General features: G+C 73.4%; 16 protein-coding genes. 11 read left to right on the top strand and 5 right to left on the bottom strand.

The window, feature by feature from the left end:
* Positions 1 to 81 precede the first annotated feature (81 nt).
* Positions 82 to 1,671: a methyltransferase gene (locus tag ACFRCR_RS06430; protein WP_377676197.1), complete on the top strand. Its 1,590-nt coding sequence runs from the start codon at positions 82 to 84 to the stop codon at positions 1,669 to 1,671.
* A 156-nt stretch (positions 1,672 to 1,827) separates the two neighbouring features.
* Entirely contained in the window at positions 1,828 to 2,244 is a 417-nt protein-coding gene (locus ACFRCR_RS06425; RefSeq protein WP_377676196.1) for a VOC family protein, read from the top strand.
* 18 nt (positions 2,245 to 2,262) lie between these two features.
* Here the strand turns inward: ACFRCR_RS06425 and ACFRCR_RS06420 are convergent, their stop codons facing one another.
* Entirely contained in the window at positions 2,263 to 2,829 is a 567-nt protein-coding gene (locus ACFRCR_RS06420; RefSeq protein ID WP_377676195.1) for a TetR/AcrR family transcriptional regulator, read from the bottom strand.
* A gap of 68 nt (positions 2,830 to 2,897) precedes the next feature.
* On the opposite strand from ACFRCR_RS06420, the gene ACFRCR_RS06415 reads away from it, so the two are divergent.
* The 4 genes from ACFRCR_RS06415 to ACFRCR_RS06400 all read left to right on the top strand — a co-directional run bounded on the left by ACFRCR_RS06415 (position 2,898) and on the right by ACFRCR_RS06400 (position 6,673).
* Entirely contained in the window at positions 2,898 to 3,377 is a 480-nt protein-coding gene (locus ACFRCR_RS06415) for a DUF2867 domain-containing protein (RefSeq protein WP_377676194.1), read from the top strand.
* 130 nt (positions 3,378 to 3,507) lie between these two features.
* Complete coding sequence (locus ACFRCR_RS06410) at positions 3,508 to 4,461, top strand: LysR family transcriptional regulator (RefSeq protein WP_377676193.1); 954 nt, start codon at positions 3,508 to 3,510, stop codon at positions 4,459 to 4,461.
* A 103-nt stretch (positions 4,462 to 4,564) separates the two neighbouring features.
* Positions 4,565 to 6,049: a S1 family peptidase gene (locus tag ACFRCR_RS06405; RefSeq protein ID WP_377676192.1), complete on the top strand. Its 1,485-nt coding sequence runs from the start codon at positions 4,565 to 4,567 to the stop codon at positions 6,047 to 6,049.
* Between the two features lie 117 nt (positions 6,050 to 6,166).
* On the top strand, positions 6,167 to 6,673 hold the full coding sequence (locus ACFRCR_RS06400) for an AAA family ATPase (RefSeq protein ID WP_377676191.1): 507 nt from the start codon (positions 6,167 to 6,169) through the stop codon (positions 6,671 to 6,673).
* 121 nt (positions 6,674 to 6,794) lie between these two features.
* Here the strand turns inward: ACFRCR_RS06400 and ACFRCR_RS06395 are convergent, their stop codons facing one another.
* Positions 6,795 to 7,583, bottom strand: a complete 789-nt coding sequence (locus tag ACFRCR_RS06395) for a hypothetical protein (RefSeq protein WP_377676190.1) — start codon at positions 7,581 to 7,583, stop codon at positions 6,795 to 6,797.
* A 263-nt stretch (positions 7,584 to 7,846) separates the two neighbouring features.
* Between ACFRCR_RS06395 and ACFRCR_RS06390 the strand changes: the two genes are divergently transcribed.
* From ACFRCR_RS06390 to ACFRCR_RS06380, 3 genes are read left to right on the top strand one after another with little or no spacing between them, the layout of a single operon-like run.
* Positions 7,847 to 9,655 carry a DUF3375 domain-containing protein gene (locus ACFRCR_RS06390; protein WP_377676189.1) on the top strand — a complete coding sequence of 603 codons (1,809 nt, stop codon included), beginning with the start codon at positions 7,847 to 7,849 and terminating at the stop codon, positions 9,653 to 9,655.
* A complete protein-coding gene (locus ACFRCR_RS06385; protein WP_377676188.1) occupies positions 9,652 to 10,434 on the top strand; it encodes a DUF4194 domain-containing protein in 783 nt (260 codons plus the stop codon). The genes ACFRCR_RS06390 and ACFRCR_RS06385 overlap by 4 nt, the downstream gene beginning before the upstream one ends.
* Positions 10,434 to 13,907, top strand: a complete 3,474-nt coding sequence (locus tag ACFRCR_RS06380; protein ID WP_377676187.1) for an ATP-binding protein — start codon at positions 10,434 to 10,436, stop codon at positions 13,905 to 13,907. Before ACFRCR_RS06385 ends, ACFRCR_RS06380 begins: the two co-directional genes overlap by 1 nt.
* Before the next feature lie 74 nt (positions 13,908 to 13,981).
* On the opposite strand, the gene ACFRCR_RS06375 is transcribed toward ACFRCR_RS06380, so the two are convergent.
* From ACFRCR_RS06375 to ACFRCR_RS06365, 3 genes are all read right to left on the bottom strand, one after another.
* A complete protein-coding gene (locus ACFRCR_RS06375; protein WP_377676186.1) occupies positions 13,982 to 15,565 on the bottom strand; it encodes an ATP-binding protein in 1,584 nt (527 codons plus the stop codon).
* Between the two features lie 3 nt (positions 15,566 to 15,568).
* Positions 15,569 to 16,378 carry a response regulator transcription factor gene (locus ACFRCR_RS06370; RefSeq protein WP_377676185.1) on the bottom strand — a complete coding sequence of 270 codons (810 nt, stop codon included), beginning with the start codon at positions 16,376 to 16,378 and terminating at the stop codon, positions 15,569 to 15,571.
* 71 nt (positions 16,379 to 16,449) lie between these two features.
* A complete protein-coding gene (locus ACFRCR_RS06365; protein ID WP_377676184.1) occupies positions 16,450 to 17,127 on the bottom strand; it encodes a TetR/AcrR family transcriptional regulator in 678 nt (225 codons plus the stop codon).
* A gap of 98 nt (positions 17,128 to 17,225) precedes the next feature.
* On the opposite strand from ACFRCR_RS06365, the gene ACFRCR_RS06360 reads away from it, so the two are divergent.
* A complete protein-coding gene (locus ACFRCR_RS06360; protein ID WP_377676183.1) occupies positions 17,226 to 19,913 on the top strand; it encodes a beta-glucosidase in 2,688 nt (895 codons plus the stop codon).
* A gap of 173 nt (positions 19,914 to 20,086) precedes the next feature.
* Positions 20,087 to 21,754, top strand: a complete 1,668-nt coding sequence (locus tag ACFRCR_RS06355) for an ABC transporter substrate-binding protein (protein WP_377676182.1) — start codon at positions 20,087 to 20,089, stop codon at positions 21,752 to 21,754.
* Positions 21,755 to 21,843 lie beyond the last annotated feature (89 nt).

Here is a 21,843-nt window from a genome sequence, read left to right as displayed (position 1 = left end):
GTCCCGCAGCGCGCGCTGCGAGGCCGGCCCCTCGTCGTCGGCCCGGGCGCCCCGCGCGTCGCCCGGGGGAGGATAGGGGGCATGTCCCTCGGTGAACCCACGATCGACCCACGCCTCCTGCCGCTGCTGCGCGACGACCTCGCGGCCGCCTCCTACACGGTCGACGGGGTCGAGGACTTCCTCGGTCCGCTCGCCGCCGCGGCCCTGCACCGCGAGCAGGCCGTCCCCGCGCTGCGCGTCGCCCGGGCCGCGCTCGACGACGCGACCGGTGCGGCGTCGTCGGGCCAGAAGGACCCGCGGGCCGTCCTCGCCGGGCTCTTCCTGCTGGGCCTCGAGGTCCGCCGCGCGGACCTCGACGCCGCGCTGCCAGGCGTGGGGACCGACGGTGCCGCTCGCCTCGGGCTCGTGGCCGCGGCGGGCAACGGGCCCGACGACGGCGTCCGCGCCCTCCTCGACCTGCGCCCCTACGCCGCGGCCGACGCGGCCGGTCCCGTCACGTGGTGGCTGGCCTCCGACCTGGGCGAGCTCGCGACCGGGCGACGCCTCGCAGGCGACCACGTGCTCGGCGCGGGCGGCGCCTCGATCACGCTCGCGCAGGTCACGATGCGCACGCCAGTGGACCGGGTGCTCGACCTCGGGACCGGCTGCGGCATCCAGGCCCTGCACGCCTCGCGGCACGCACGGTCGGTCGTCGGGACCGACATCTCCCGGCGTGCGCTGCGGTTCGCCGAGTTCAACGCAGTCCTCGACGGGGTGAGCCTGGACCTGCGGGAAGGGTCGATGCTCGACCCCGTCGCGCGCGAGCAGTTCGACCTCGTGGTCTCCAACCCGCCGTTCGTCATCACGCCGCGCGGTGTTCCGGGCGGGACCGGCAACGCCCTTCCCGAGTACGAGTACCGCGACGGGGGCCGCGCGGGCGACGACCTGGTGCGCGACCTGATCGTGAACGTCGGGGACGTGCTGGCGCCGGGCGGCGTCGCGCAGATGCTCGGCAACTGGGAGCACCGGCGTGGCGAGCCCTGGACCGAGCGCGTGGGGGCCTGGCTCGAGGAGGCCGGGCTCGACGGCTGGATCATCCAGCGCGAGGTCCTGGACCCGGCCGAGTACGCCGAGACGTGGATCCGTGACGGCGGCACGACCCCCGAGCGCGAGCCGGGGGCGTGGGCCGCGTCGTACGAGGCGTGGCTCGACGACTTCGCGACGCGCGACGTCGAGGCCGTGGGCTTCGGGATCGTCACGCTCCGCAAGCCCGTCGAGGGGCACCGGGTGAGCCTGCGCCGACTCGAGGAGCACACCGGGTCCGTGCGTCAGCCGCTCGGCGGGCACCTGGCCGCCTCGCTCGCGGCGCACGACTGGCTCGCGGCCCGCGACGACGCGACGCTCGCGTCCTCGCGCCTCGCGGTGGCTCCCGACGTGACCGAGGAGCACTACCTGACGCCGGGGGCCGAGGACCCCAACGTCGTGATCGTGCGCCAGGGCGACGGTCTGGGGCGGGGGATCCAGGCGTCGACCGGGCTCGCGGCGCTCGTGGGGGCGAGCGACGGAGAGCTCACCGTGGGACAGCTGATCGGGGCGATCGCGTCGCTGTTCGAGGTGCCGGCCGGCGACCTCGCGGGCGAGCTGCTCCCGGCGGTGCGCGGTCTGGTCCGCGACGGCTTCCTGCTCCCGTGACACTGGGCTTGGCACTCGGGTGCCGAGCACGGGGTTGAGGTCGTTCTCCCGGCGATGACGGCCTCAACCTCGTGCTCGCCCGCACGGAACCCCGTGGTCGGCCGCAGCGACCGGAAAGGCCGTGCGGCGGGCGACGCGCCTCCCTAGGTTGAGCGCATGACCTCTCGCATCCAGCACACCACGTTCGACGCCCGCGACGCCCACGCGCAGTCGGTCTGGTGGTGCGGGGTCCTCGGCTACGTCGAGGACCCCGACGACCCGAACCTGCCCGGCCACGAGGAGTGCATGATCTTCCCGCCCGCCGGCACCGACGCCCCGGCCGAGTCCCGCGGGCGCCTGCTGTTCATCGAGGTCCCGGAGGGCAAGGACATCAAGAACCGGCTCCACCTGGACCTGCGGCCCACCGACGGGACGCGCGAGCAGGAGGTCGATCGGCTCCTCGGTCTGGGGGCGACCCGGCTCGCCGACCACCGACGCCCCGACGGCTCCGGGTGGATCACGCTCGCGGATCCCGAGGGCAACGAGTTCTGCGTCCTGCGCAGCGACGCCGAGGTCGCGGCCCAGGGCGGCTGAGCCGCACCCCGCTCGCCGTCAGTCCCGACCGAGGATCATCGCGAGGCTCAGCTCGCGCACGGCCCGAGCGTCGTTCCCCGTCGGGGCGAGGTCCGGGGTCGCGAGGGTCAGGTGCTCGGCGCCCACGACGGTCGCGAGCGCGATGGTCGCGCGCGCCCGGGCCTCGTCGGGGGAGAAGCCTGCCGAGCGCAGGAGGCGCGTGACGACGTCGAGCCGCTGCGTCGTGACGCGGGACATGGCCGCGGCGACGCCCGGGAGGTCGGTCTGCGCGTAGAGGAGCTGCTCGCCCGTGCGGGGTGAGCGGCGGCGCGTCACGGCGGTGAAGAGCGCGGCTAGCTGGTCCGCGGGGCTGCCGGGCGTGGCCTCGACCTCCTCGACGATCCGCGCGGTCTCGGCCTCCCAGCGGGCGAGGACGGCGTCGACGAGGGCCTGGCGGTCGGCGAAGTGCCAGTAGAACGACCCCTTGGTCGCGCCGAGCGCGCGCGCGACGGGTTCGACCTTGACGGCGTCGAGCCCGGCGGTCGTGAAGGCGTCGTAGGCGGCGTCGACCCAGGCGGCGGCGTCGAGGCGGGTGGTCGGCGACATGGTCCGTACGCTACCGTACGGAGAAACCGTACGGCGGCGTACGGTCCGGTTCGAGGAAGGCGATCCCCATGACGGCAGCACCCGTGAAGCCCCACTTCTCCTCGCTCGCGTTCGAGGACGTCCCCCGACCCGACCACGCCGACGTCGTGGTCGTGCCCCTGCCCGACGGCGCCACGACAGACCCGGCCGCGTGGGCCCGCGCGATCTTCGACGTCCGCTCGACGCCCCTGTGGGTGCGCGCTGCGTTCGTCCTGCGGCAGGCCCTCGTCCCGCTCATCGGCGTGAGTCGCGGCTACAAGAGCGTGTTCGACGTCTCCCGGGTCGAGGGGGAGGAGGCGCTGATCGTCGCGGACGACACGCACCTCGACTTCCGCTGCGCGGTAGGGGTCGACGGCGCCGCTCGCCTCGTGCGCGTCACGACCGTCGTGCGTCTGCACGGCTGGAAGGGGCGCGCCTACTTCGTCCCGGTGCGCCTGGCCCATGGCCCCGTGCTGACCGCGATGCTGCGCCGGGCGGCCCGCCGCCTGGGCCGCTCTCCCGGACGGTGAGCTGCCGAGCACGGGGTTGCGGTCGCCATCCGGGCGATCGCGACCTGAACCCCGTGCTCGACCGCTCGGAACCCCGTGCTCGCGCACCGCGCAGGCGCGGAACGTCACCCGCCGCGCTAGTTTCAGGCGCATGGACCTCGAGCTCCGTCACCTGCGGCTGATCGTGGCCGTCGCGGACCACGGGAGCGTGACGCGGGCCGCGGCGGCCCTCGGGATCGCCCAGCCGGCGCTGACCGCGCAGCTCAACCGCATCGACCGTTCCCTCGGCGGGCAGGTCTTCACGCGCGACCAACGAGGGGCCCACCCCACGGCCCTCGGGGAGCTCGTCCTGGGCCGGGCCCGCATGGTGCTGCCCGCCATGACCTCGCTGCTCGACGACGTCCAGCAGCACGTCAACCGTGACGAGGACGGCCCCGGGACGCTGCGCGTCGGGACCGTGGCGAGCGCGCTCGCTGGACGGTTCGTGCACCGCCTCGTCACGGCCCTGCCCGACGTCCGGGTCACGACCGCCACGAGCTGGTCCGTGGACGAGACCGCGCAGCAGGTCGCGACGGGCACGCTCGACGTCGCGCTCGTGGGCCTGTGCTCCGACGCCAGCCCGCCCACGACGGGCGGCGTGACGTGGTGGCGCGTCGACGTCGACCCCGTGTTCGTGCTGCTGCCGGACGCGCACCCGCACGCCGACCGCTCGTCGGTCCCGCTGGGCGAGCTCGCCGACGAGGTGTGGCTCAGCGGGCCCGGGGACGGGTGCTTCGAACGCTGCTTCGCGCAGGCGTGCGCGCGGGCGGGCTTCACGCCGTCGGGCCTGAGCGAGGCCGACCGGCCGACCGTGATCGACCTCGTCCAGGCCGGGCACGCGGTCGCCCTGGTCCAGCCGACGTTCCCCGACACCCCCGGCACGCAGGTCGTGCCGCTCGACGGCGCACCCCTGCGGTGGGCGCACTACGTGGGCTGGCGCGGGGGCTCGGCGCACCTGCCCGTCGAGGTGCTCGTCGACGCCGCGGTCCGGTCCCACCACGACGCCGTGAGCCGCAGCCCGCGCTACCTGTGCTGGCTCGACACCTACGGGGAGACCCGTACATAACGCCCCGGTATGACCCGGCTGGCATCTGTGCCGCCCGCGTCCCGCTCCCTAGCGTGAGCCTCGTTCACCCGGCGATCCCGGGACCCGACGAAGGGACAGCGAGATGGCACGATCATTCTGGAGGACGCTCGCCACGGCGTGCGCCGCGACGGCGATGGTTGCCGGACCCACAGCGCTCGCCGCGAACGCGGCGACACCCAGCCCCGATGCACCGACGATCTCACCCCAGACCTCCTCGAAGGTCTCGCCCGAGGTGCTCCGCGCCCTCCAGCGGGACCTGGGGCTGAGCGCCAAGGACGCGACGAGGCGTCTGGCGTTCCAGTCCGACGCGGCGAGCACCGAGGACGCTCTCGCCGACAGCCTGGACGCCTACGCGGGCGCCTGGGTCGACCCCGCGAAGAACACCCTGTACGTGGGCGTCGCCGACGACGCCGAGGCCAACGAGGTCCGTGCGGCGGGTGCGACCCCGGTGGTCGTCGACCACACGCTCGCCGAGCTCGACACGTGGAAGGCGGCGCTCGACGGCGAGCTCACCGACCCGGCCGCGGTGCCGAGCTGGTTCGTCGACGTCACGACCAACCAGGTCGTCGTCAACGTGCACGACGGCGGCCGCGCCCTCGCGGAGCAGGCCGCCGCGAGCGCGGGTGTGCCCGCGGGCGCCATCACCTACGTGACGACGACCGAGGCACCCCGTCCGCTGATCGACGTGGTGGGCGGCAACGCGTACACCATGGGCTCGGGCGGACGCTGCTCGGTCGGCTTCGCGGTGAACGGGGGCTTCATCACGGCCGGGCACTGCGGCACGGTCGGCACCCGCACCTCCGGGCCGGGCGGCACGTTCCGCGGGTCGAGCTTTCCCGGCAACGACTACGCCTGGGTGCAGGTCGACGCGGGCAACACCCCGGTCGGCGCGGTCAACAACTACAGCGGCGGGCGCGTCGCGGTCGCGGGCTCGACGGCCGCGCCCGTGGGGGCCTCCGTCTGCCGGTCGGGTTCCACGACGGGCTGGCGCTGCGGGACGATCGCGGCCTACAACAGCTCGGTGACGTACCCGCAGGGGACCGTCTCGGGGCTCATCCGCACGAACGTCTGCGCCGAGCCCGGCGACTCGGGCGGCTCGCTCCTCGCGGGCAACCAGGCGCAGGGGGTGACCTCGGGCGGGTCGGGCAACTGCTCGTCGGGCGGGACGACGTACTTCCAGCCCGTGAACGAGGCGCTCGGGGCGTACGGGCTCACGCTCGTGACCTCGGGTGGTGGGGGCACCGAGCCGCCGCCGGCCGGGTGCCCGGGCTATGCGCGCACCTACCAGGGCAGCGTCTCGGCCGGGACCTCGGTCGCGCAGCCGAACGGTTCGTACGTCACGGCCGGCAGCGGGGCGCACCGGGTGTGCCTGAGCGGCCCGACCGGTACGGACCTGGACCTGTACCTGCAGAAGTGGAACGGGTCCGCATGGGCGAACGTCGCACAGTCGACGTCGTCGGGTGCCGCGGAGGCGATCACGTACACGGGGACCGCCGGGTACTACCGGTACGTGGTCCACGCGTACGCGGGCTCGGGCGCGTACACGCTAGGAGCGACGGCGCCGTAGCCTCCCTCTGTCGAGAACGGGGTTGAGGTCGCTACCGAGCCGGTGGCGGCCTCAACCTCGTTCTCGGCACCTTCGTTCGGCGAGCCTCGCGGTCGCCGAGGGCCTAGTCTCACGATCGTGCTGATCGCCATGGCGGGACTGCCCGGAACCGGCAAGAGTCGACTCGCGCGCCTCCTCGCGCGCGACCTGGGGGCGGTGGTGCTCAGCGTCGACCCCGTCGAGGACGCGTTCCTGCGGGCGGGGGCCGTGCACGACGACGTCACGGGCCTGGGCGCGTACCTCGCCGTCGAGGCGGCCGCCGAGGAGAACCTGCTCCTGGGACATGCCGTGATCGTCGACGCCGTCAACGACCACCCCGCGGCCCGGCAGCAGTGGGTCGACCTCGCGGCGCGGGCAGCCACCCGGCTCTGGTTCGTCGAGGTCTACCTCGCGGACGAGGACCTGCACCGCGAGCGCCTCGTGACCCGGGGCACGCGGTACCCGTCGCTCCCGGAGCCCGGGTGGGACTCGCTCGCCGAGCGTGCCCGGGCGCTCGCGGGCTGGACCGACCCGCGGCTGCGGCTCGACGCCTCGCTCGACGACGCGGAGCTCCTCGCGGCAGCCAAGGACTGGCTGGACGGCTGAGCCCTCCGCTCGACCCAGCCTCGCTGCCGACCATGCGGTTGGCGTCGGAATCCGGCCCGGATCCGACCACAACCGCATGGTCGGCAGACGCCAACCGCATGTTCGGCCAGCGTCTCCGTCGTCATGCACCGTCCGACCGGTAGCCCCGCACAGAGTCCACCGGGGTCCGCGAGTCCACCGGGGTCGGCGAGTCCACCGGGGTCCGCGAGTCCACCAGGGTCGGCGAGTCCACCAGGGTCGGCGAGTCCACGGGGCGGACCGATTCCACCGGCCCGCCCGGGCCCGCCGGCGCCGGCTCCGCGCTGCGTCCAGCACCCGTGTCCTTCGCGCCGTCCTTCGCCTCGCTCCCCAGCCCCAGCAGCACCCACACGGGACCGAACACGATCCATGCCCCGAGCACGATCGAGACCCGCAGCGCCCATTCCCACAGCGGGTCGCCGGGCCACTGGGCGGGGGCCACGAGCCCGGTGCCCGCGACGGTCGAGAGCGTCGCGATCACACCGAGCGCGATCACCGCGGCGATCAGCGCCTTGCCGAGCTCTCGCATCTCGTGCACGAGCCCTGCCAGACCGTCCTTGGGCGGCTTGACGGGTGCGGGACCGTCGCCGAACCAGTGCGCCGCGCGGACGTCGGCCCACGAGACGATCGAGTGCCCGAACGCCACCGTGAACCCCAGGTACACGGCAGCGAGCCCGTGCACTGCCTCGGGCGCCGACCCGCCCGCGACGTCCGCGATCGACACGGTCACGAGCAGCAGGTCGATGAGCGGCACGCTGAGCAGCAGGACCGTGCTGAGCCGCCTCCGGTGCAGCACGTACCGCGAGAGCAGGCCTGCGCCGAGCACGACCCAGAAGCCGACCTCGCACGCGAGGATCAGCAGGACCAGCGGGTTCTCCAGGAGGCTCGGCATGGTGTCCATGCTGGTCGGGTGCAGGCCCGACGGCGTCGCCCACCTCGCCGATCTTCGCTCGCCGCGCGTACATCGTTCGACGGAGGGACCCGGTCGGGGGCAACGGGGTCCGCGGGCGACCGTGCCGATCCCGGGATCGTGGGAACCGGCGCCTAGGATGCTCGGTGCGGCTGATCGTGCGATCCCCTGCGGCGACCGCCCCGACCGGCGTACGACCCAGCCCCCGGTCGACACCGACACCGGACACGCGCGAGAGGGCCTGAGTGCAGCACGACGACATCGACGCCCTGCGGCGCACCCCCGCCTGGCGCCTCCTGCGCTCGGACAACGCCCCGCTCGCGCTGAGCTTCCTCGGCACGGTCTTCGTCGAGCAGAACGTCCGCTCGATCGGTGAGGCCGAGCTGGTCTCCCTCCTGGACGACGCGCTGTACGCGATCGACGGTCCCGTGCCACCCCGCGCGCAGCCCCGGCCCGTGGCCGAGGGCGACGAGCCCGGGGCGGGGAGCGACGCCGTCGGGCAGGAGGGGAGCGACCCACGTGCGGATTCCCGCAGGTACCCTCGCTCGCCCAAGGCCTACCTCGACCACTGGGCCGCGCCCGAGCAGGGCTGGCTGCGCAAGTTCTACCCGACGGGCTCGGAGGAGGCGCACTACGACGCGACCCCGGCCGTCGAGAAGGCCGTCTCGTGGGTCGTCGCGCTGCGCGAGCGCAGCTTCGTGGGCACGGAGTCGCGACTCAACACGGTCTTCGAGCTGCTGCGCCAGCTAACGGTCGGCACCGAGTCCGACGCCGACGCGCGCCTGCGCGAGCTCGAGGCGCGCCGCGCGCGGATCGACGAGGAGATCGAGCGCGTGCGCGCAGGCCAGCTCTCGCTGCTCGACGCCGCGGCCCAGCGCGACCGGTACCAGCAGCTCACGGGCACGGCCGCCGACCTGCTCGCGGACTTCCGCGAGGTCGAGGCGAACTTCCGGACCCTCGACCGCGAGATGCGCGAACGCATCACGGGCTGGGACGGCGCCAAGGGCGACCTGCTGGACGCGGTCGTCGGGAGCAGGTCCGCGATCGCGGACTCGGACCAGGGGCGCAGCTTCCACGCGTTCTACGACTTCCTCCTGGACCGCCAGCGGCAGGAGGAGTTCGCCGAGCTCGTCGAGAAGGTCCAGGCCCTGCCCGCGCTCGAGGAGCAGGTCGGGGACGACGGCGAGGCCGCTCCCGGCGTCACGGGTCGCGCGGCCGGACGCCGCCTGCGCCGCATCCACTACGACTGGCTCGACGCGGGCGAGCGCACGCAGTCGACCGTGCGCGTCCTGTCGGAGCAGCTGCGCCGCTTCCTCGACGACCAGGTGTGGCTCGAGAACCGGCGCGTCATCGACGTGCTGCGCAGCATCGAGTCGCGCGCCCTCGCGCTGCGCGACACACCGGACCGCCTGCGGCTGGGGGCTGCCGAGACCGGGCCGCTCGCGACGACCATGGACGCGACGTCGATCGACGTGCACCTGCCGACCGAGCGCCCCCTCTACCGGCCCCAGCACCAGGAGCCGCTCGCGAGCGAGGGCGTGACCGCGGGCGTCGCGGACTTCGACGCGTCGGCTCTGTTCACGCAGGTCCACGTCGACCCCGAGCGTCTGAGCCGCACGGTCCGCGACGCCCTGCGCCGCCGGGGCCAGGTCTCGCTCGCGCAGCTCGTCGAGGAGAACCCGCTCGAGCAGGGGCTCGCGGAGCTCGTGACGTACCTGTCGCTCGACGACCCGCGCTTCGCCGTCGTGCACGACCCCGAGCACACCGACGAGGTGCGGTGGGTCGTCGACGATCACGTGCCGGGCGGCCCCGGAGGAGCGCCCGCCGACGGAGGCGAGTCTGCCGAGGACGACGACGGGTCCGCCGGGAGGCCGACCGGGCCGCGCGTGCGCGTCGCCCGTGTCCCGCGCGTCACGTTCGCGCGGACGGGGGCCAAGGACCTCGCGGGCGCGGTCGCGCGGTCGCTCGCCCAGCCGTCCGCCGCGTCAGAGCAGCCGTCCGCCCCACCCAGCCCGCCGTCCGACCAGCCGTCTCCCCAGGAGGGAACCCCGTGAGCCAGCAGCCCGTCCGGACCGAACGCCCCGGGCAGACCGGTGGGCCCAGCCCCGAGCTCTCGCTCGTCGTGACCTCGCTCGTCAAGGGCGTCGTCTACCGCGAGGCGGGCACGCGCACGTGGCGCGACCTGCTCGCGCTCGAGGCGCAGGCGCGGGACTTCGTCGCGACGTTGGGCCTGGAGATCGTGATCGACGAGTCCGAGGGGTACGCATACCTGCGCGCACAGCCCGAGGACGAGCACGACGGCACGTTCATCCCGCGCCTGGTCGCGCGCCGCGAGCTGTCGTTCGACGTGAGCCTGCTGCTCGCGCTGCTGCGCAAGCGCCTCGCGCAGTTCGACTCCGAGGGCGGCGACACGCGCCTGGTCCTGACGCGCGACGAGATCGTGGACCTCGTCCGCGTCTTCCTTCCCGGGTCGAGCAACGAGGCCCGCGCGCGCGACCGCGTCGAGGCCAACGTGCGCCGCGTCGTCGAGCTCGGCTTCCTGCGCCCCGTGCCCGACACCCCGGACACGTACGAGGTGCGGCGCATCCTCAAGGCGTTCGTCGACGGGCAGTGGCTCGCGGACTTCGACGCGCGCCTCGCGGAGTACGCGGCCGAGCTCGCGTCGCGCGACGGGGGAGCGCTCCTGCCCGACGACGGAGCACCCGCGGGTGTGCCGACCACTCGGTTGTCGCAGGCCGAGCATGCGGTTGACGTCGAGAACGGGCCCGAAACCGACGCCAACCGCATGCTCGGCACCGAGCCCGGCACCGGCACGACCCACGAGGAGGCCTGATGGCCGAGGCACTGTTCAGCGCGGTCGAGCTGCACGACGCGGCGGCGGACCTGGACCAGCGGTCGGGATACCGGCTCGACCGGCTCGAGGTCCTCAACTGGGGCACGTTCGACAAGTACGCGTGGAGCTTCGAGCTCGAAGGGCGCAACGCCCTGCTCACGGGGGACATCGGCTCGGGCAAGTCGACCATCGTCGACGCGATCACGACGCTGCTGCTCCCCGCGAACCGCATCAGCTACAACAAGGCCGCGGGGGCCGACACGCGTGAGCGCACGCTGCGCTCGTACGTCGCCGGGCACTACAAGTCCGAGCGCAACGAGGTCACGGGCGCCTCCCGGCACGTGGGCCTGCGCCGCGGGCACACCTACTCGGTCATCCTGGGCGAGTTCGCCAACCGCGGGTTCGACTCGCGCGCCGTGCTGGCGCAGGTCTTCTGGCTCAAGGACGGCGCGCAGGGCCAGCCCGAGCGCTTCTACGTCACGAGCACGTCGCCCATGACGATCGCCGACGACTTCGCGGGCTTCGACGGGGACATCAACGTCCTGCGCCGACGCCTGCGCGAGTCCGGCGCGCAGATCCGTGACCACTTCCCGGAGTACGGGCGGGACTTCCGCCGCCTGCTCGGCATCGAGTCCGAGCAGGCCATGGAGCTGTTCCACCAGACCGTGTCGATGAAGTCGGTCGGGGACCTCAACGAGTTCGTGCGCGAGCACATGCTCGAACCGTTCGACGCGGCCCGCTGGACCGAGAAGCTCGTCGCGCACTTCGACGACCTCACGAGCGCGCACGACGCCGTCGTCAAGGCCCGCGCGCAGATCGACCAGCTCGCGCCCCTGCTCGCCGACGCCGACGCGTACGACGCCGCGGGGGAGCAGGTACGGACCCTGTCCGCCCAGCGCGAGGCCCTGCGAGGCTTCACCGCGGGGCGCCGGGTCTCGGCGCTCGACCTGCGCATCGGCGAGCTCGAGGCGTCGACCGCTGCCCGCGCCGACGGCCTCGACCGCCTCAAGGAGGAGCTCGCGCTGCTCGACGCCGAGCGCCAACGGCTCGAGGTCGAACGCGCCGGGCACGGCGGCGACCGGCTCACGCAGATCGAGGGCGAGGTCGCGCGCCGCGAGGTCGAGCGGGCCGAGCGCCGCGCCAAGGCCGACGAGTACGCGCGCTACCTGGCCGCCGCGGGCCTGGAGTCAGTGACGTCACGGGACGAGTTCGTGGCGCTGCGCGGACGCACGGCCGACCTTCAGGCGCAGGCGCAGGACTCGCTCGGTGAGATCGAGGGCCGCGCCGGGGAGGTCGCGGCCGAGCTCCGCGCGGTCGAGGCCGAGGCCCGCGAGATCAACGCCGAGCTCACGTCGCTGGCCGACCGCGAGTCCAACCTGCCCCGCACGAGCCTGGACCTGCGCTCGCGCCTGTGCTCCGACGTCGGGCTCACGGAGGCCGACCTGCCCTTCGCGGGCGAGCTCATCGGTGTGCGCGCCGAGCACGCCGAGTGGGAGGGCGCCGCCGAGCGCGTGCTGCGCGGCTTCGCGCTCTCGCTCCTCGTGCCCGCCCAGCACTACGACGCCGTCTCGGCGTGGATCAACTCGCACGACCTGCGGTCCAAGCTCGTCTACCACCGGGTGCCCGCGCCCACCGGCGGCCGCCCGGGGAAGGGGCGCGGCGCCGTCGGGACGCCCGCGAGCCGGGACGACGGGCCGCTCCTCGCGGACCTGCTCGAGGTCAAGGACGGCGACCTCGCGACCTGGCTGAGCGACGAGCTCGAACGGCGCGCTGACTACGTGTGCGCCGAGGCTCTCGCGGACTTCCAGCGGGGGACGCGCGCCGTGACGCGCGAGGGGCAGGTCAAGCACTCGGCCAGCCATCACGAGAAGGACGACCGTCGCGCTGTCCGCGACCGCAGCGGCTACGTCCTCGGCTGGAGCAACCAGGGCAAGATCGACGCGCTGCTCGACGAGGCCACCGACGTCACGACGCGGCGCACGGCCCTGGAGGAGCGGCGCGACGAGGTCGGGCGCGAGAAGAACGCGGCGGTCTCGCGGTCGGGCGCGCTCAACCGGCTCGACGTGTTCCGCGAGTGGCGCGAGCTCGACTGGGAGGAGCCTGTGCGTGCGATCGCCGAGCTCCACGAGGAGAAGCGGCGCATCGAGGGCGCGTCGACCGAGCTCAGCCGCATCGCCGACCAGCTCCGCGACCTCGCGCGCCGGGCCGCGGGCATCGCGTCCGAGCGTGACGCGCTGCTCTCGGCGGCGGGTGCCGACAAGCACGCTCTGGACAGCGCGCGCACGCAGCGCGACCGGTCGGCGCGCGTGCTCACCGAGCAGGGTCCGCTCGACGCGGCGCTGGTCGTCGAGCTCGCCCGGCTGTTCGACGCCGAGGCCGGGGACCAGGCCGCGGCCCAGGGCGGCGCTCCGGGCGACGTCGAGCCCGACGCGGTCGAGAGCGCGCTGCGGACCCGGCTCACGAGTCGCGTCGAGGAGGCACAGGCCCGGCAGGGCCAGCTCGGGACGCGCATCGCCGCGCAGATGACGGCGTTCCGCGCCGCGTACCCGGTCGAGACGACCGAGCTCGACAACGACGTACGGTCCGCCCCCGAGTACCGGGCGCTGCACGAGCGGCTCACGCGCGACGACCTGCCGCGCTTCGAGGTCGACTTCAAGACGTACCTCAACACCAACACGATCCGCGACATCGCGGGCTTCCACGCCGAGCTCTCCAAGCAGGCGGACCTGATCCGCGAGCGCGTCGAGATCATCAACGACTCGCTGCGTGCGATCGACTACAACCCCGGCCGGTACATCCGCCTCGAGATGGCGCCCACGCCCAACACCGAGGTGCGCGAGTTCCGGGCGGACCTGCGGGCGTGCACCGACGGTGCCCTGGGGCTCGACCTCGAGGGGCGCCGCGACGAGGACACGGGCGAGGAGACCGTCGCGTACTACTCGGAGGAGCGGTTCCTGCGGGTCAAGGCGATCGTCGAGCGGTTCCGTGGACGCGAGGGGCAGGCCGAGGCGGACGAGGCGTGGAAGCGTCGCGTGACCGACGTGCGGAGCTGGTTCGTGCTGTCCGCCTCGGAGCGCTCGCGCGAGGACGACGTCGAGCACGAGCACTACTCCGACTCGGGCGGCAAGTCCGGCGGTCAGAAGGAGAAGCTCGCCTACACGATCCTCGCGGCCTCGCTCGCGTACCAGTTCAAGCTCGACTGGGGCGCGGTGCGGTCCAAGGCGTTCCGGTTCGTCGTGATCGACGAGGCGTTCGGCCGGGGCTCCGACGAGTCGACCCGCTTCGCGCTCGAGCTCTTCAAGAGCCTCGGGCTCCAGCTGCTCATCGTGACGCCGCTGCAGAAGATCCACGTGATCGAGCCGTACATCTCGGCCGTGGGCTACGTCGACAACCCGACGGGCCGCAACTCGCGCTTGCGGACCTTGACGATCGAGGAGTACCAGCAGGAGAAGGAGGCCCACGCGGCCCTCTGAGCGGCCTCCGTTGCCGAGAACGGGGTTGAGGTCGCCATCCGTCGGATGACGGCCTCAACCCCGTTCTCGACCCCCTACGGAACGACCTTTCGTGGCAGGCGGACCTCGAACGTCGTGCCCGACGACGGAGCCGGGCCCGCGTCGCGCACCGTGATCTCGCCGCCGTGCGCCTGGACCACGGCCTGCGCGATCGCGAGGCCCAGCCCGGTCGAGCCGCCGACCCGGTTGCGCGCCGAGTCCCCGCGGCTGAACCGTTGGAACAGCGACGGCAGCAGGGCGGGCGGGATGCCGGGGCCGTCGTCGGTCACGGACAGGACGACGCGGTCGTCGCCGTCGGGCCGCAGACCCACGACCACGTGCGTGCCCGGCGGGGTGTGGACTCGGGCGTTGCCCAGCAGGTTCGTGAAGACCTGGCGCAGGCGTGCCTCGTCGCCCACGACCGTGACGTCGGGGATGTCGAACGTCTCGTCGCCGTCGGCCCACAGCGCGCCGCCCTCAGCGAGTGGCAGGTCCAGCTCCCACACGTGGTCGCGGCTGGCCGCGTGCGCGTCGGCGACCGCGTCGATCGCGAGCGCCGCGAGGTCCACCGGCTCCCGGTCGAGCGGTCGGCCGGCGTCGAGCCGGGCGAGCAGCAGGAGGTCCTCGACGAGCTCGCCCATGCGCAGCGCCTCGGACTCGATGCGGTCGAGCGCGCGCAGGGTGTCGGGCGGGACCTCGTCGGGGGAGCGACGCACGAGCTCCGAGTATCCGCGGATCGACGCGAGGGGCGTGCGCAGCTCGTGGCTCGCGTCGGCGACGAACTGGCGGACCTGGGTCTCGGACTCGTGGCGCGCGGTGAGGGACGCCTCGACGTGGTCGAGCATGCGGTTGAGCGCCGCGCCGACCTGTCCGACCTCGGTCCGCTCGTCCGTGAAGCGCTCGTCGACGCGCGGGATCTCGCCGACCTCTCCCCGGTCCAGGGGCAGCTCGGACACGTGGACGGCGGCGTCGGCGAGGGCGTCGAGCGGGCGCAGGGAGCGGCGGACGAGCCAGGTCCCGAGCACCGACGCGAGCGCGATCCCGATGGCCGCGAGGACGACCTCGACCAGGAGGTAGCCCTCGACGGTCTGGCTCACGGAGGCGGTGCTCATGGCCGTGACGGACGGCTCGCCGTGCTGGGTCGTGGTCGAGATCGCCCGGAACGTCCCGAGGTCGGCGACCTCTACGTCGTGCGGCTTTCCGTCGTCGGGCACGGACTCCAGGTCGTCGATCTGGGCGGTGTCGAGCTCGCGCCGGTCGCCCAGGTCGTCGACGTACCCCGCGAACTGCACCTCGCCGTTCGCGTACACGACGTTGATGGTCCCGGCGCCCTGCCCGGGCGGCAGGGGGTCGTCGTTCCCCGTGCCCGACGACGGCGCCTCGCCCGGGGAGGTCCCGGCACCGGGGTCCTGGGCGGGGGGCGCACCGTCGCCCGGCCGGTCGGAGGGCCCGCGCTCGGCGCGCTGGCTCGCCTGGACGAGCTCGTCGTCGAGGCGGTCGACCAGGCTCGTGCGCAGGGCGAGCGTCGAGCTGACGGCGAGCGCGACGCTGAGCACGAGCAGGATCCCGACGAGGACCATGACGAGCTGTCGGCGCAGGGTGCGCGGTCGGTCGGTGAGCGACGCCTGGGGTGAGGTCACGCGTCAGGCCTTCGCGGCGCCGTCGGGCTGGGGGCGTGCGGTGTCCGCGGCTCCCTCGGCGGGCTTGATGACGTACCCGACCCCGCGCAGGGTGTGGATCATGGGCTCGCGGCCCTTGTCGATCTTGCGGCGCAGGTAGGAGATGTAGAGCTCGACGATGTTGGCCTGCCCGCGGAAGTCGTAGTTCCACACGCGGTCGAGGATCTGCGGCTTGGACATGACGCGCCGGGCGTTGCGCATGAGGTAGCGCAGGAGCTCGAACTCGGTCGCCGACAGGTGGACGGGGTCGCCGCCTCGGAACACCTCGTGCGAGTCCTCGTCGAGGACCAGGTCGCCGACCACGACGGTCGAGTCCTCGCGGGCGGCGGTCGCGCCGCCGCGGCGCATGAGGCCGCGCAGCCTGGCCACGACCTCCTCGAGGCTGAAGGGCTTGGTGACGTAGTCGTCGCCGCCGGCGGTGAGCCCGGCGACGCGGTCCTCGACGGTGTCGCGGGCCGTGAGGAACAGGACGGGGACGTCGGGGGAGGTCGCGCGGATGCGGCGCAGCACGGTGAGCCCGTCGAGGTCAGGCAGCATGACGTCGAGCACGATCACGTCGGGCCCGACGTCGCGGGCCGTGCGGATCGCGGACTGCCCGTCGAGGGCGGTCGAGACGTCCCATCCCTCGTAGCGCAGGGCAGAGGTGAGGAGCTCGGCGAGGTTGGGCTCGTCGTCGACCACGAGGACACGCACGGGGGAGCCGTCGGCCCGGGTCAGGCGCTCGGGGGCGCGCGGGGAGACGAGGGGTTCCGTGGGCGCGGGGGGCGTGGTCATGGGTCCATGGTGAGCGCGGTGTCTCGGTCGCGCCTGTGGTGTTCCTATGAACCGACTGTGAGGGCGTGCCGTCAGTCGAGCGGCCGCTCCCGGTGGGACGCCGCGAGCGTCGAGGCCAGGATCGCCTCGATCGCGAAGGCCGTGGCGCCGGCGAGGTCGACCGCGTCGGGGTCGAGCAACCACTGGGTCTGGAGGCCGTCCATGACGGCGATGATGGTGCTGGCGGCCCGGTCGAGCGCTTCGGGGTCGAGCTCGACGTCGTCCTCGGGGGTCAGGAGGCCGGCCTCGCGACGTTCGGCGATCACGGTGGTCAGGGCGCTCGTGATGTCTCCGCGCAGGCCGGCGAAACGGTTCGCGGCCCAGTCGCGCGCGGGGTGCTGGTCGGTCACGGACTCGCCGGTCAGGACGGTGTAGGCCTGCACGATGCCGGGGCGCTCGGCATTCATCCGGGCGGTCGTGACGAGGTGGCGGAACAGGTCGAGCCCGCCGGGGATGTGCTTGCCCTCGAGGTGCTCGACGTCGACGACGTCCCGGAACTCGAGGACCTCGATGAGGAGCTGGTTCTTGGAGCCGAAGTGGTGGAGCACCCCGGCGTGGGTGATCCCGACCTGCTCGGCGACCTCGGCGAGCGAGCCCTGGTGGTACCCCTTGGACCCGAAGACGCGCATGGCTGCGCGCAGGATCTCCTCGCGCCGGGCGGCGGTGCCCTTGCGCGGTCGGCGCGTGCGCGCCGGTGTGGCCTCTGTCATGACCGCAACCATACTGTGATCTTCGTAGACTTACTGACCTGTAAGTAAGTGTGGTTGTATATCGGCCAGCAGACAACGCCGTCCGAACGGAGCACCTGGTGTCACTGAAGACCCACGACGTCACGACCGACGTCACCCCCGACGTCAGCCCTGAGGGCGCGGTCGACGTCGACGGGACCGAGGAACGCCTCGCGCGCCTCGCCGCAGACCTCACGGTCGAGGAGAAGGTCTCCCTCGTCGTCGGCGCGGGCATGTGGACCACGACCCCGATCGAGCGCATCGGCCTCCGCGCCGTCGCGATGTCGGACGGCCCCGTGGGCGTGCGTGGCACGGGCGGCGAGACCGACGGGGCCGCACCGGGAGCGCAGACCTCCGCGATGCTCCCCGCCCCCAGCGCGCTCGCCGCGACCTGGGACCTCGACCTCGCGGCCCGCGCCGGCGCGCTCTTCGCGTCCGAGGCCCGCCGCCACGGCGTCCACGTGGTCCTCGCCCCGCAGATCAACCTCCAGCGCACGCCCGTCGGCGGCCGCCACTTCGAGTGCTACTCCGAGGACCCGCACCTGACCGCCGAGATCGCGGTCGAGCTCGTGCGCGCCTCGCAGGAGAACGGCGTCGGGATGAGCGTCAAGCACTACGTCGCGAACGACTCCGAGACCGAGCGCACGCGCTACCTCGCCCGCCTCGACGAGCGCACGCTGCGCGAGGTCTACCTCCCGCCGTTCGAGCGCGTCGTGCACGAGGCCCGGGCCTGGAGCGTCATGGGCGCCTACTCGGGCGTCGACGACGGCGAGACCGCCGCGCCCGTCCTCGAGCACCGCCCGCTCCTCACGGGCGTCCTCAAGGACGAGTGGGGCTTCGACGGCGTCGTCGTGAGCGACTGGGTCGCGACCAAGTCGATCCGCGGCGCGGTCGAGGGAGGGCTCGACCTCCAGATGCCCGGCCCCGACGGCCCCTGGGGCGACGGCCTGCTCGACGCCGTCCGCTCGGGCGAGGTCGCCGAGGCCGAGCTCGACGACAAGGTCCTGCGCCTCCTGCGCCTGGCGCACCGGGTCGGCGCGCTCGACCTCGGCGCCGTTCCCGGCACCGCTCGGGTGACCGGCCCCCAGCCCGACGGCGCACCCTCCTCCGCGTCGTCGGCCCGCGACGGGCTCACGGGCCAGGAGGCGTCGGCCGCCTTCCTCCGTGAGCTCGTCGCCCGCTCGATCGTCGTGCTCAAGAACTCACCGGTGGCACCGTGCGCAGGGGCTCCAGGCGGGGAGACCCGGCTCGTCCCCCTCGACCCCGCCACCCTCGCGGCCCCGGGGCGCCCCCTGACCGTGGCGCTCCTCGGCCCGGCCGCGACCGCCCCCTTCCTGCAGGGCGGAGGCTCGTCGTTCGTCGTCCCGGACCGCGTCTCGACCCCCGAGGAGGAGATCCGCGCAGGCCTGCCCGAGGGCACGCGCCTGCTCGTCCACGACGGTGCGCGCTCCCGCTCCAACCCGCCCGCGCTCGACGTCTCCGGCCGGTGCAGCGACCCGCTCACGGGTGCCCCCGGCCTGCGCGTCGAGCTGCTCGACGCCCGCGGCGAGGTCCTCGACTCCCGCACGGCCCCGACGTGGGACGGCTGGCTCCAGGACGTCCGCGCCGACGCCGTGGCCGTGCGGGTCCGCGCCGACGTCGACCTCGACGAGCCCGGCACGCACGAGCTCGGCATCGGCACGGTCGGCGTCCACACCGTCACGGCCGACGGCCAGCTCGTCTCGACCGGCGACGTCGTGGTCGACGAGGACGTCGTGCTCAGCTCGGGGCACAACCACCCCGTCGCACGCACGGTGACCGTCGAGGTCGCCGAGCCGCGCACCGCGCACCTGGACGCCACCCTCCAGGTGGTGCACGCCGTCGGGTACGCGTCGTTCGTGCGCGGCGAGCTGGTCCACCGGCTGCCCGGCGCGAGCGCCGAGGAGCTGCTCGACGACGCCGTCGCCGCGGCCGCCGCGGCCGACGTCGCGATCGTCGTGATCGGCACGACCGAGGAGGTCGAGTCCGAGGGCTACGACCGCCCCGACCTCGACCTGCCGGGCAACCAGAACAGGTTGGTCGAGCTCGTCCTGCAGGCCAACCCGAGGACCGTGGTCGTCGTCAACGCGGGCGCCCCCGTCCTGCTGCCGTGGCTCGACGACGCCCCGAGCGTCCTGTGGGCCTGGCTCGGCGGGCAGGAGGCCGGGACCGGTCTCGCCGACGCGCTGCTCGGGGCGACCGAGCCCTCGGGCCGTCTCCCGTGGACGCTGCCCGCCCGGGCCGAGGACGTCCCCGTCCCGCACGCCATCCCCCGCGAGGGCGTCGTCGAGTACACCGAAGGGCTCGACGTCGGCTACCGCGCGTGGGAGCGCACGGGGGCCACACCTGCGGCCCCGTTCGGTCACGGCCTCGGCTGGTCCGAGTGGGAGTACGTGGGGGCGACCGTCGTCGGCCCCGGCGACCGCTCGGACGTCCTTCTCGAGGTGACCGTCCGCAACGCCGGCACCCGCGCGAGCCGTGAGGTCGTGCAGGTGTACGTCGAACCCGACACCGCCTCGGCCCACGACGCGACCGAGGCCCCCTACCGCCCCGTGCGCTGGCTCGGCGGCTTCGCCGTCGTCGACGCCGCCCCGGGCGAGACCACCACGGCTCGCGTGCGCGTCCCCGCACGCGCCTTCCAGACCTGGGACGTCCCCGCGCAGCAGTGGGTCACCGCTGCCGGCGGGCACGTCCTGCGGGCCGGCCGGTCGATCCGCGACCTCCGGCTCCGGGCGACCCTGCCCGACTGACCCCGGGGCGCTGGGCGACCTGTTCGACCAGCCCCCGAACGCACGACCCGCACGACCTGCACGACCCGCACGGCCTGCTCGACCCAGCCCCACCCCGTCCCACCAGCAAGATGACCGGTTCACCGCGGACCGCACGTACGGTTCGTTCAGATTTTCGGTGCAAGGAGGCACTCATGAACAAGCGCAGGATCAGCACGGCGATCATCGGGCTCACGTCCCTCGCCCTGGTAGCCACCGCATGCAGCGGCGGCAGCGGCGACGGGGGAACCTCGTCGGCAGCCAGCTCGGACGTTCTCACGATCGGCATGCCCAACGGCCCGCAGACCGACAACTCGAACCCCTTCGCGAACACGTCCTCGGCGATGTCGCTCGGCTACGCGTTCGCGATCTACGAGCCGCTCGCCCAGGTCAACACCGTGCGGCCCTCCGAGGACCCCACGCCGTGGCTCGCGAGCGAGTGGGAGTGGAACGCCGACTACACGCAGCTCACCCTCACGGCCCGCGACGGCGTCAAGTGGTCCGACGGCGAGGACTTCACCGCCGAGGACATCGCCTACTCGTTCCAGATCCGCAAGGACAACGAGGGCCTCAACACGTTCGCCCTGCCCTTCGGCGACATCGCGGTCGACGGCAACAAGGTCACGGTCTCGTTCACCGCGGGCCAGTTCGTCAAGCAGGCCCAGATCCTCCAGCTCTTCATCGTCCCCGAGCACATCTGGAAGGACGTCGACGACCCGACCACCTGGACGAACGAGGAGCCCGTCGGCACCGGCCCGTACACCCTCAAGTCCTGGACAGCGCAGGCCGCGACCCTCACCGCGCGCGACGACTACTGGGGCGGCGAGCTCGGCGTCAAGGAGCTGCGCTACAGCTCGTACAACGACAACAACGCCCTCACCAACGCCCTCGTCTCGGGCGAGGCGCAGTGGGGATGGACGTTCATCCCCGACTACCAGAAGGTCTACATCGACGCGAACCCCGACGTGAACAACCAGTGGGCCCCCACGGGCCTCGGCGTCGACTCGCTCTTCCTCAACACCGAGACCGAGCCGTTCGACGACGTCGCCGTCCGCAAGGCCGTCCAGATGGTCCTCGACCGCCAGCAGATCTCCGACCTCGCGTCCTCGGGCGTCTTCCCGCCCCTGCTCAACGTCACGGGCATGCCCGAGCCCGCCGGCACCGACTTCATCACCGCGCCCTTCCAGGGCAAGAAGTACACGGTCGACGTCGACGGCGCCAAGAAGGTCCTCGCCGACGCCGGCTACACCCTCGACGGCACGACCCTCAAGGACCCCGAGGGCAACGCCGTGACGTTCACGCTCACCAACCCCACGGGCTGGTCCGACTACCTGACCGAGCTCCAGATGGTCGCCGACGCCGTCAAGCCCCTCGGCATCGACGCCACCGTCGAGGGCCAGAACGCCGACGCATGGTTCACCGCGATCGCCGAAGGCGACTTCCAGGCCTCCATGCACTGGACCGACGGCGGCGCCACCCCCTGGGACACCTACTCCAACCAGATGGACGGTGCCCAGTACATGCCGCTCGGCGAGCGTGCCAACTGGAACTTCGGGCGCTTCAAGAACGACGAGGCGACCGCAGCCCTGGCCACGTACGCCAACGCCACGGACGAAGCAGCCCGCACCGCCGCGCTCGAGACCGTCCAGCAGGTCTTCGTCGACCAGGTCCCGACCATCGCGCTCCTCGGACGCCCGGCCGCGGCCCAGTACTCGACCAAGAACTTCGTGGGCTGGCCCTCGGACGAGGACCCGTACGCGAACCCTCAGCCGACGACGGCGAACGCGTCGCTGATCCTCACGAAGCTGAAGCCGGCTTCCTGATCGTCTCGTGAGCGAGGGGGCGGGGCCAGGGCCCCCCCCCCGCCCCGGCGGCGGGTCGGCGCTGTGTCCACCCCCGTGCCCCCCGCAGT

The organism is Oerskovia sp. NPDC056781 (genome assembly GCF_042789955.1).
GTDB lineage: Bacteria > Actinomycetota > Actinomycetes > Actinomycetales > Cellulomonadaceae > Oerskovia > Oerskovia rustica.
Note: the sequence above shows the minus strand (reverse complement) of the source record. Positions and strands in the feature narration are given on the sequence as shown.

Coding starts and splice junctions, on each gene's coding strand:
- ACFRCR_RS06430 (WP_377676197.1), top strand. CDS start 82: ATGTCCCTCGGTGAACCCACGATCGACCCACGCCTCCTGCCGCTGCTG.
- ACFRCR_RS06425 (WP_377676196.1), top strand. CDS start 1,828: ATGACCTCTCGCATCCAGCACACCACGTTCGACGCCCGCGACGCCCAC.
- ACFRCR_RS06420 (WP_377676195.1), bottom strand. CDS start 2,829: ATGTCGCCGACCACCCGCCTCGACGCCGCCGCCTGGGTCGACGCCGCC.
- ACFRCR_RS06415 (WP_377676194.1), top strand. CDS start 2,898: ATGACGGCAGCACCCGTGAAGCCCCACTTCTCCTCGCTCGCGTTCGAG.
- ACFRCR_RS06410 (WP_377676193.1), top strand. CDS start 3,508: ATGGACCTCGAGCTCCGTCACCTGCGGCTGATCGTGGCCGTCGCGGAC.
- ACFRCR_RS06405 (WP_377676192.1), top strand. CDS start 4,565: ATGGCACGATCATTCTGGAGGACGCTCGCCACGGCGTGCGCCGCGACG.
- ACFRCR_RS06395 (WP_377676190.1), bottom strand. CDS start 7,583: ATGCCGAGCCTCCTGGAGAACCCGCTGGTCCTGCTGATCCTCGCGTGC.
- ACFRCR_RS06380 (WP_377676187.1), top strand. CDS start 10,434: ATGGCCGAGGCACTGTTCAGCGCGGTCGAGCTGCACGACGCGGCGGCG.
- ACFRCR_RS06370 (WP_377676185.1), bottom strand. CDS start 16,378: ATGACCACGCCCCCCGCGCCCACGGAACCCCTCGTCTCCCCGCGCGCC.
- ACFRCR_RS06365 (WP_377676184.1), bottom strand. CDS start 17,127: ATGACAGAGGCCACACCGGCGCGCACGCGCCGACCGCGCAAGGGCACC.
- ACFRCR_RS06355 (WP_377676182.1), top strand. CDS start 20,087: ATGAACAAGCGCAGGATCAGCACGGCGATCATCGGGCTCACGTCCCTC.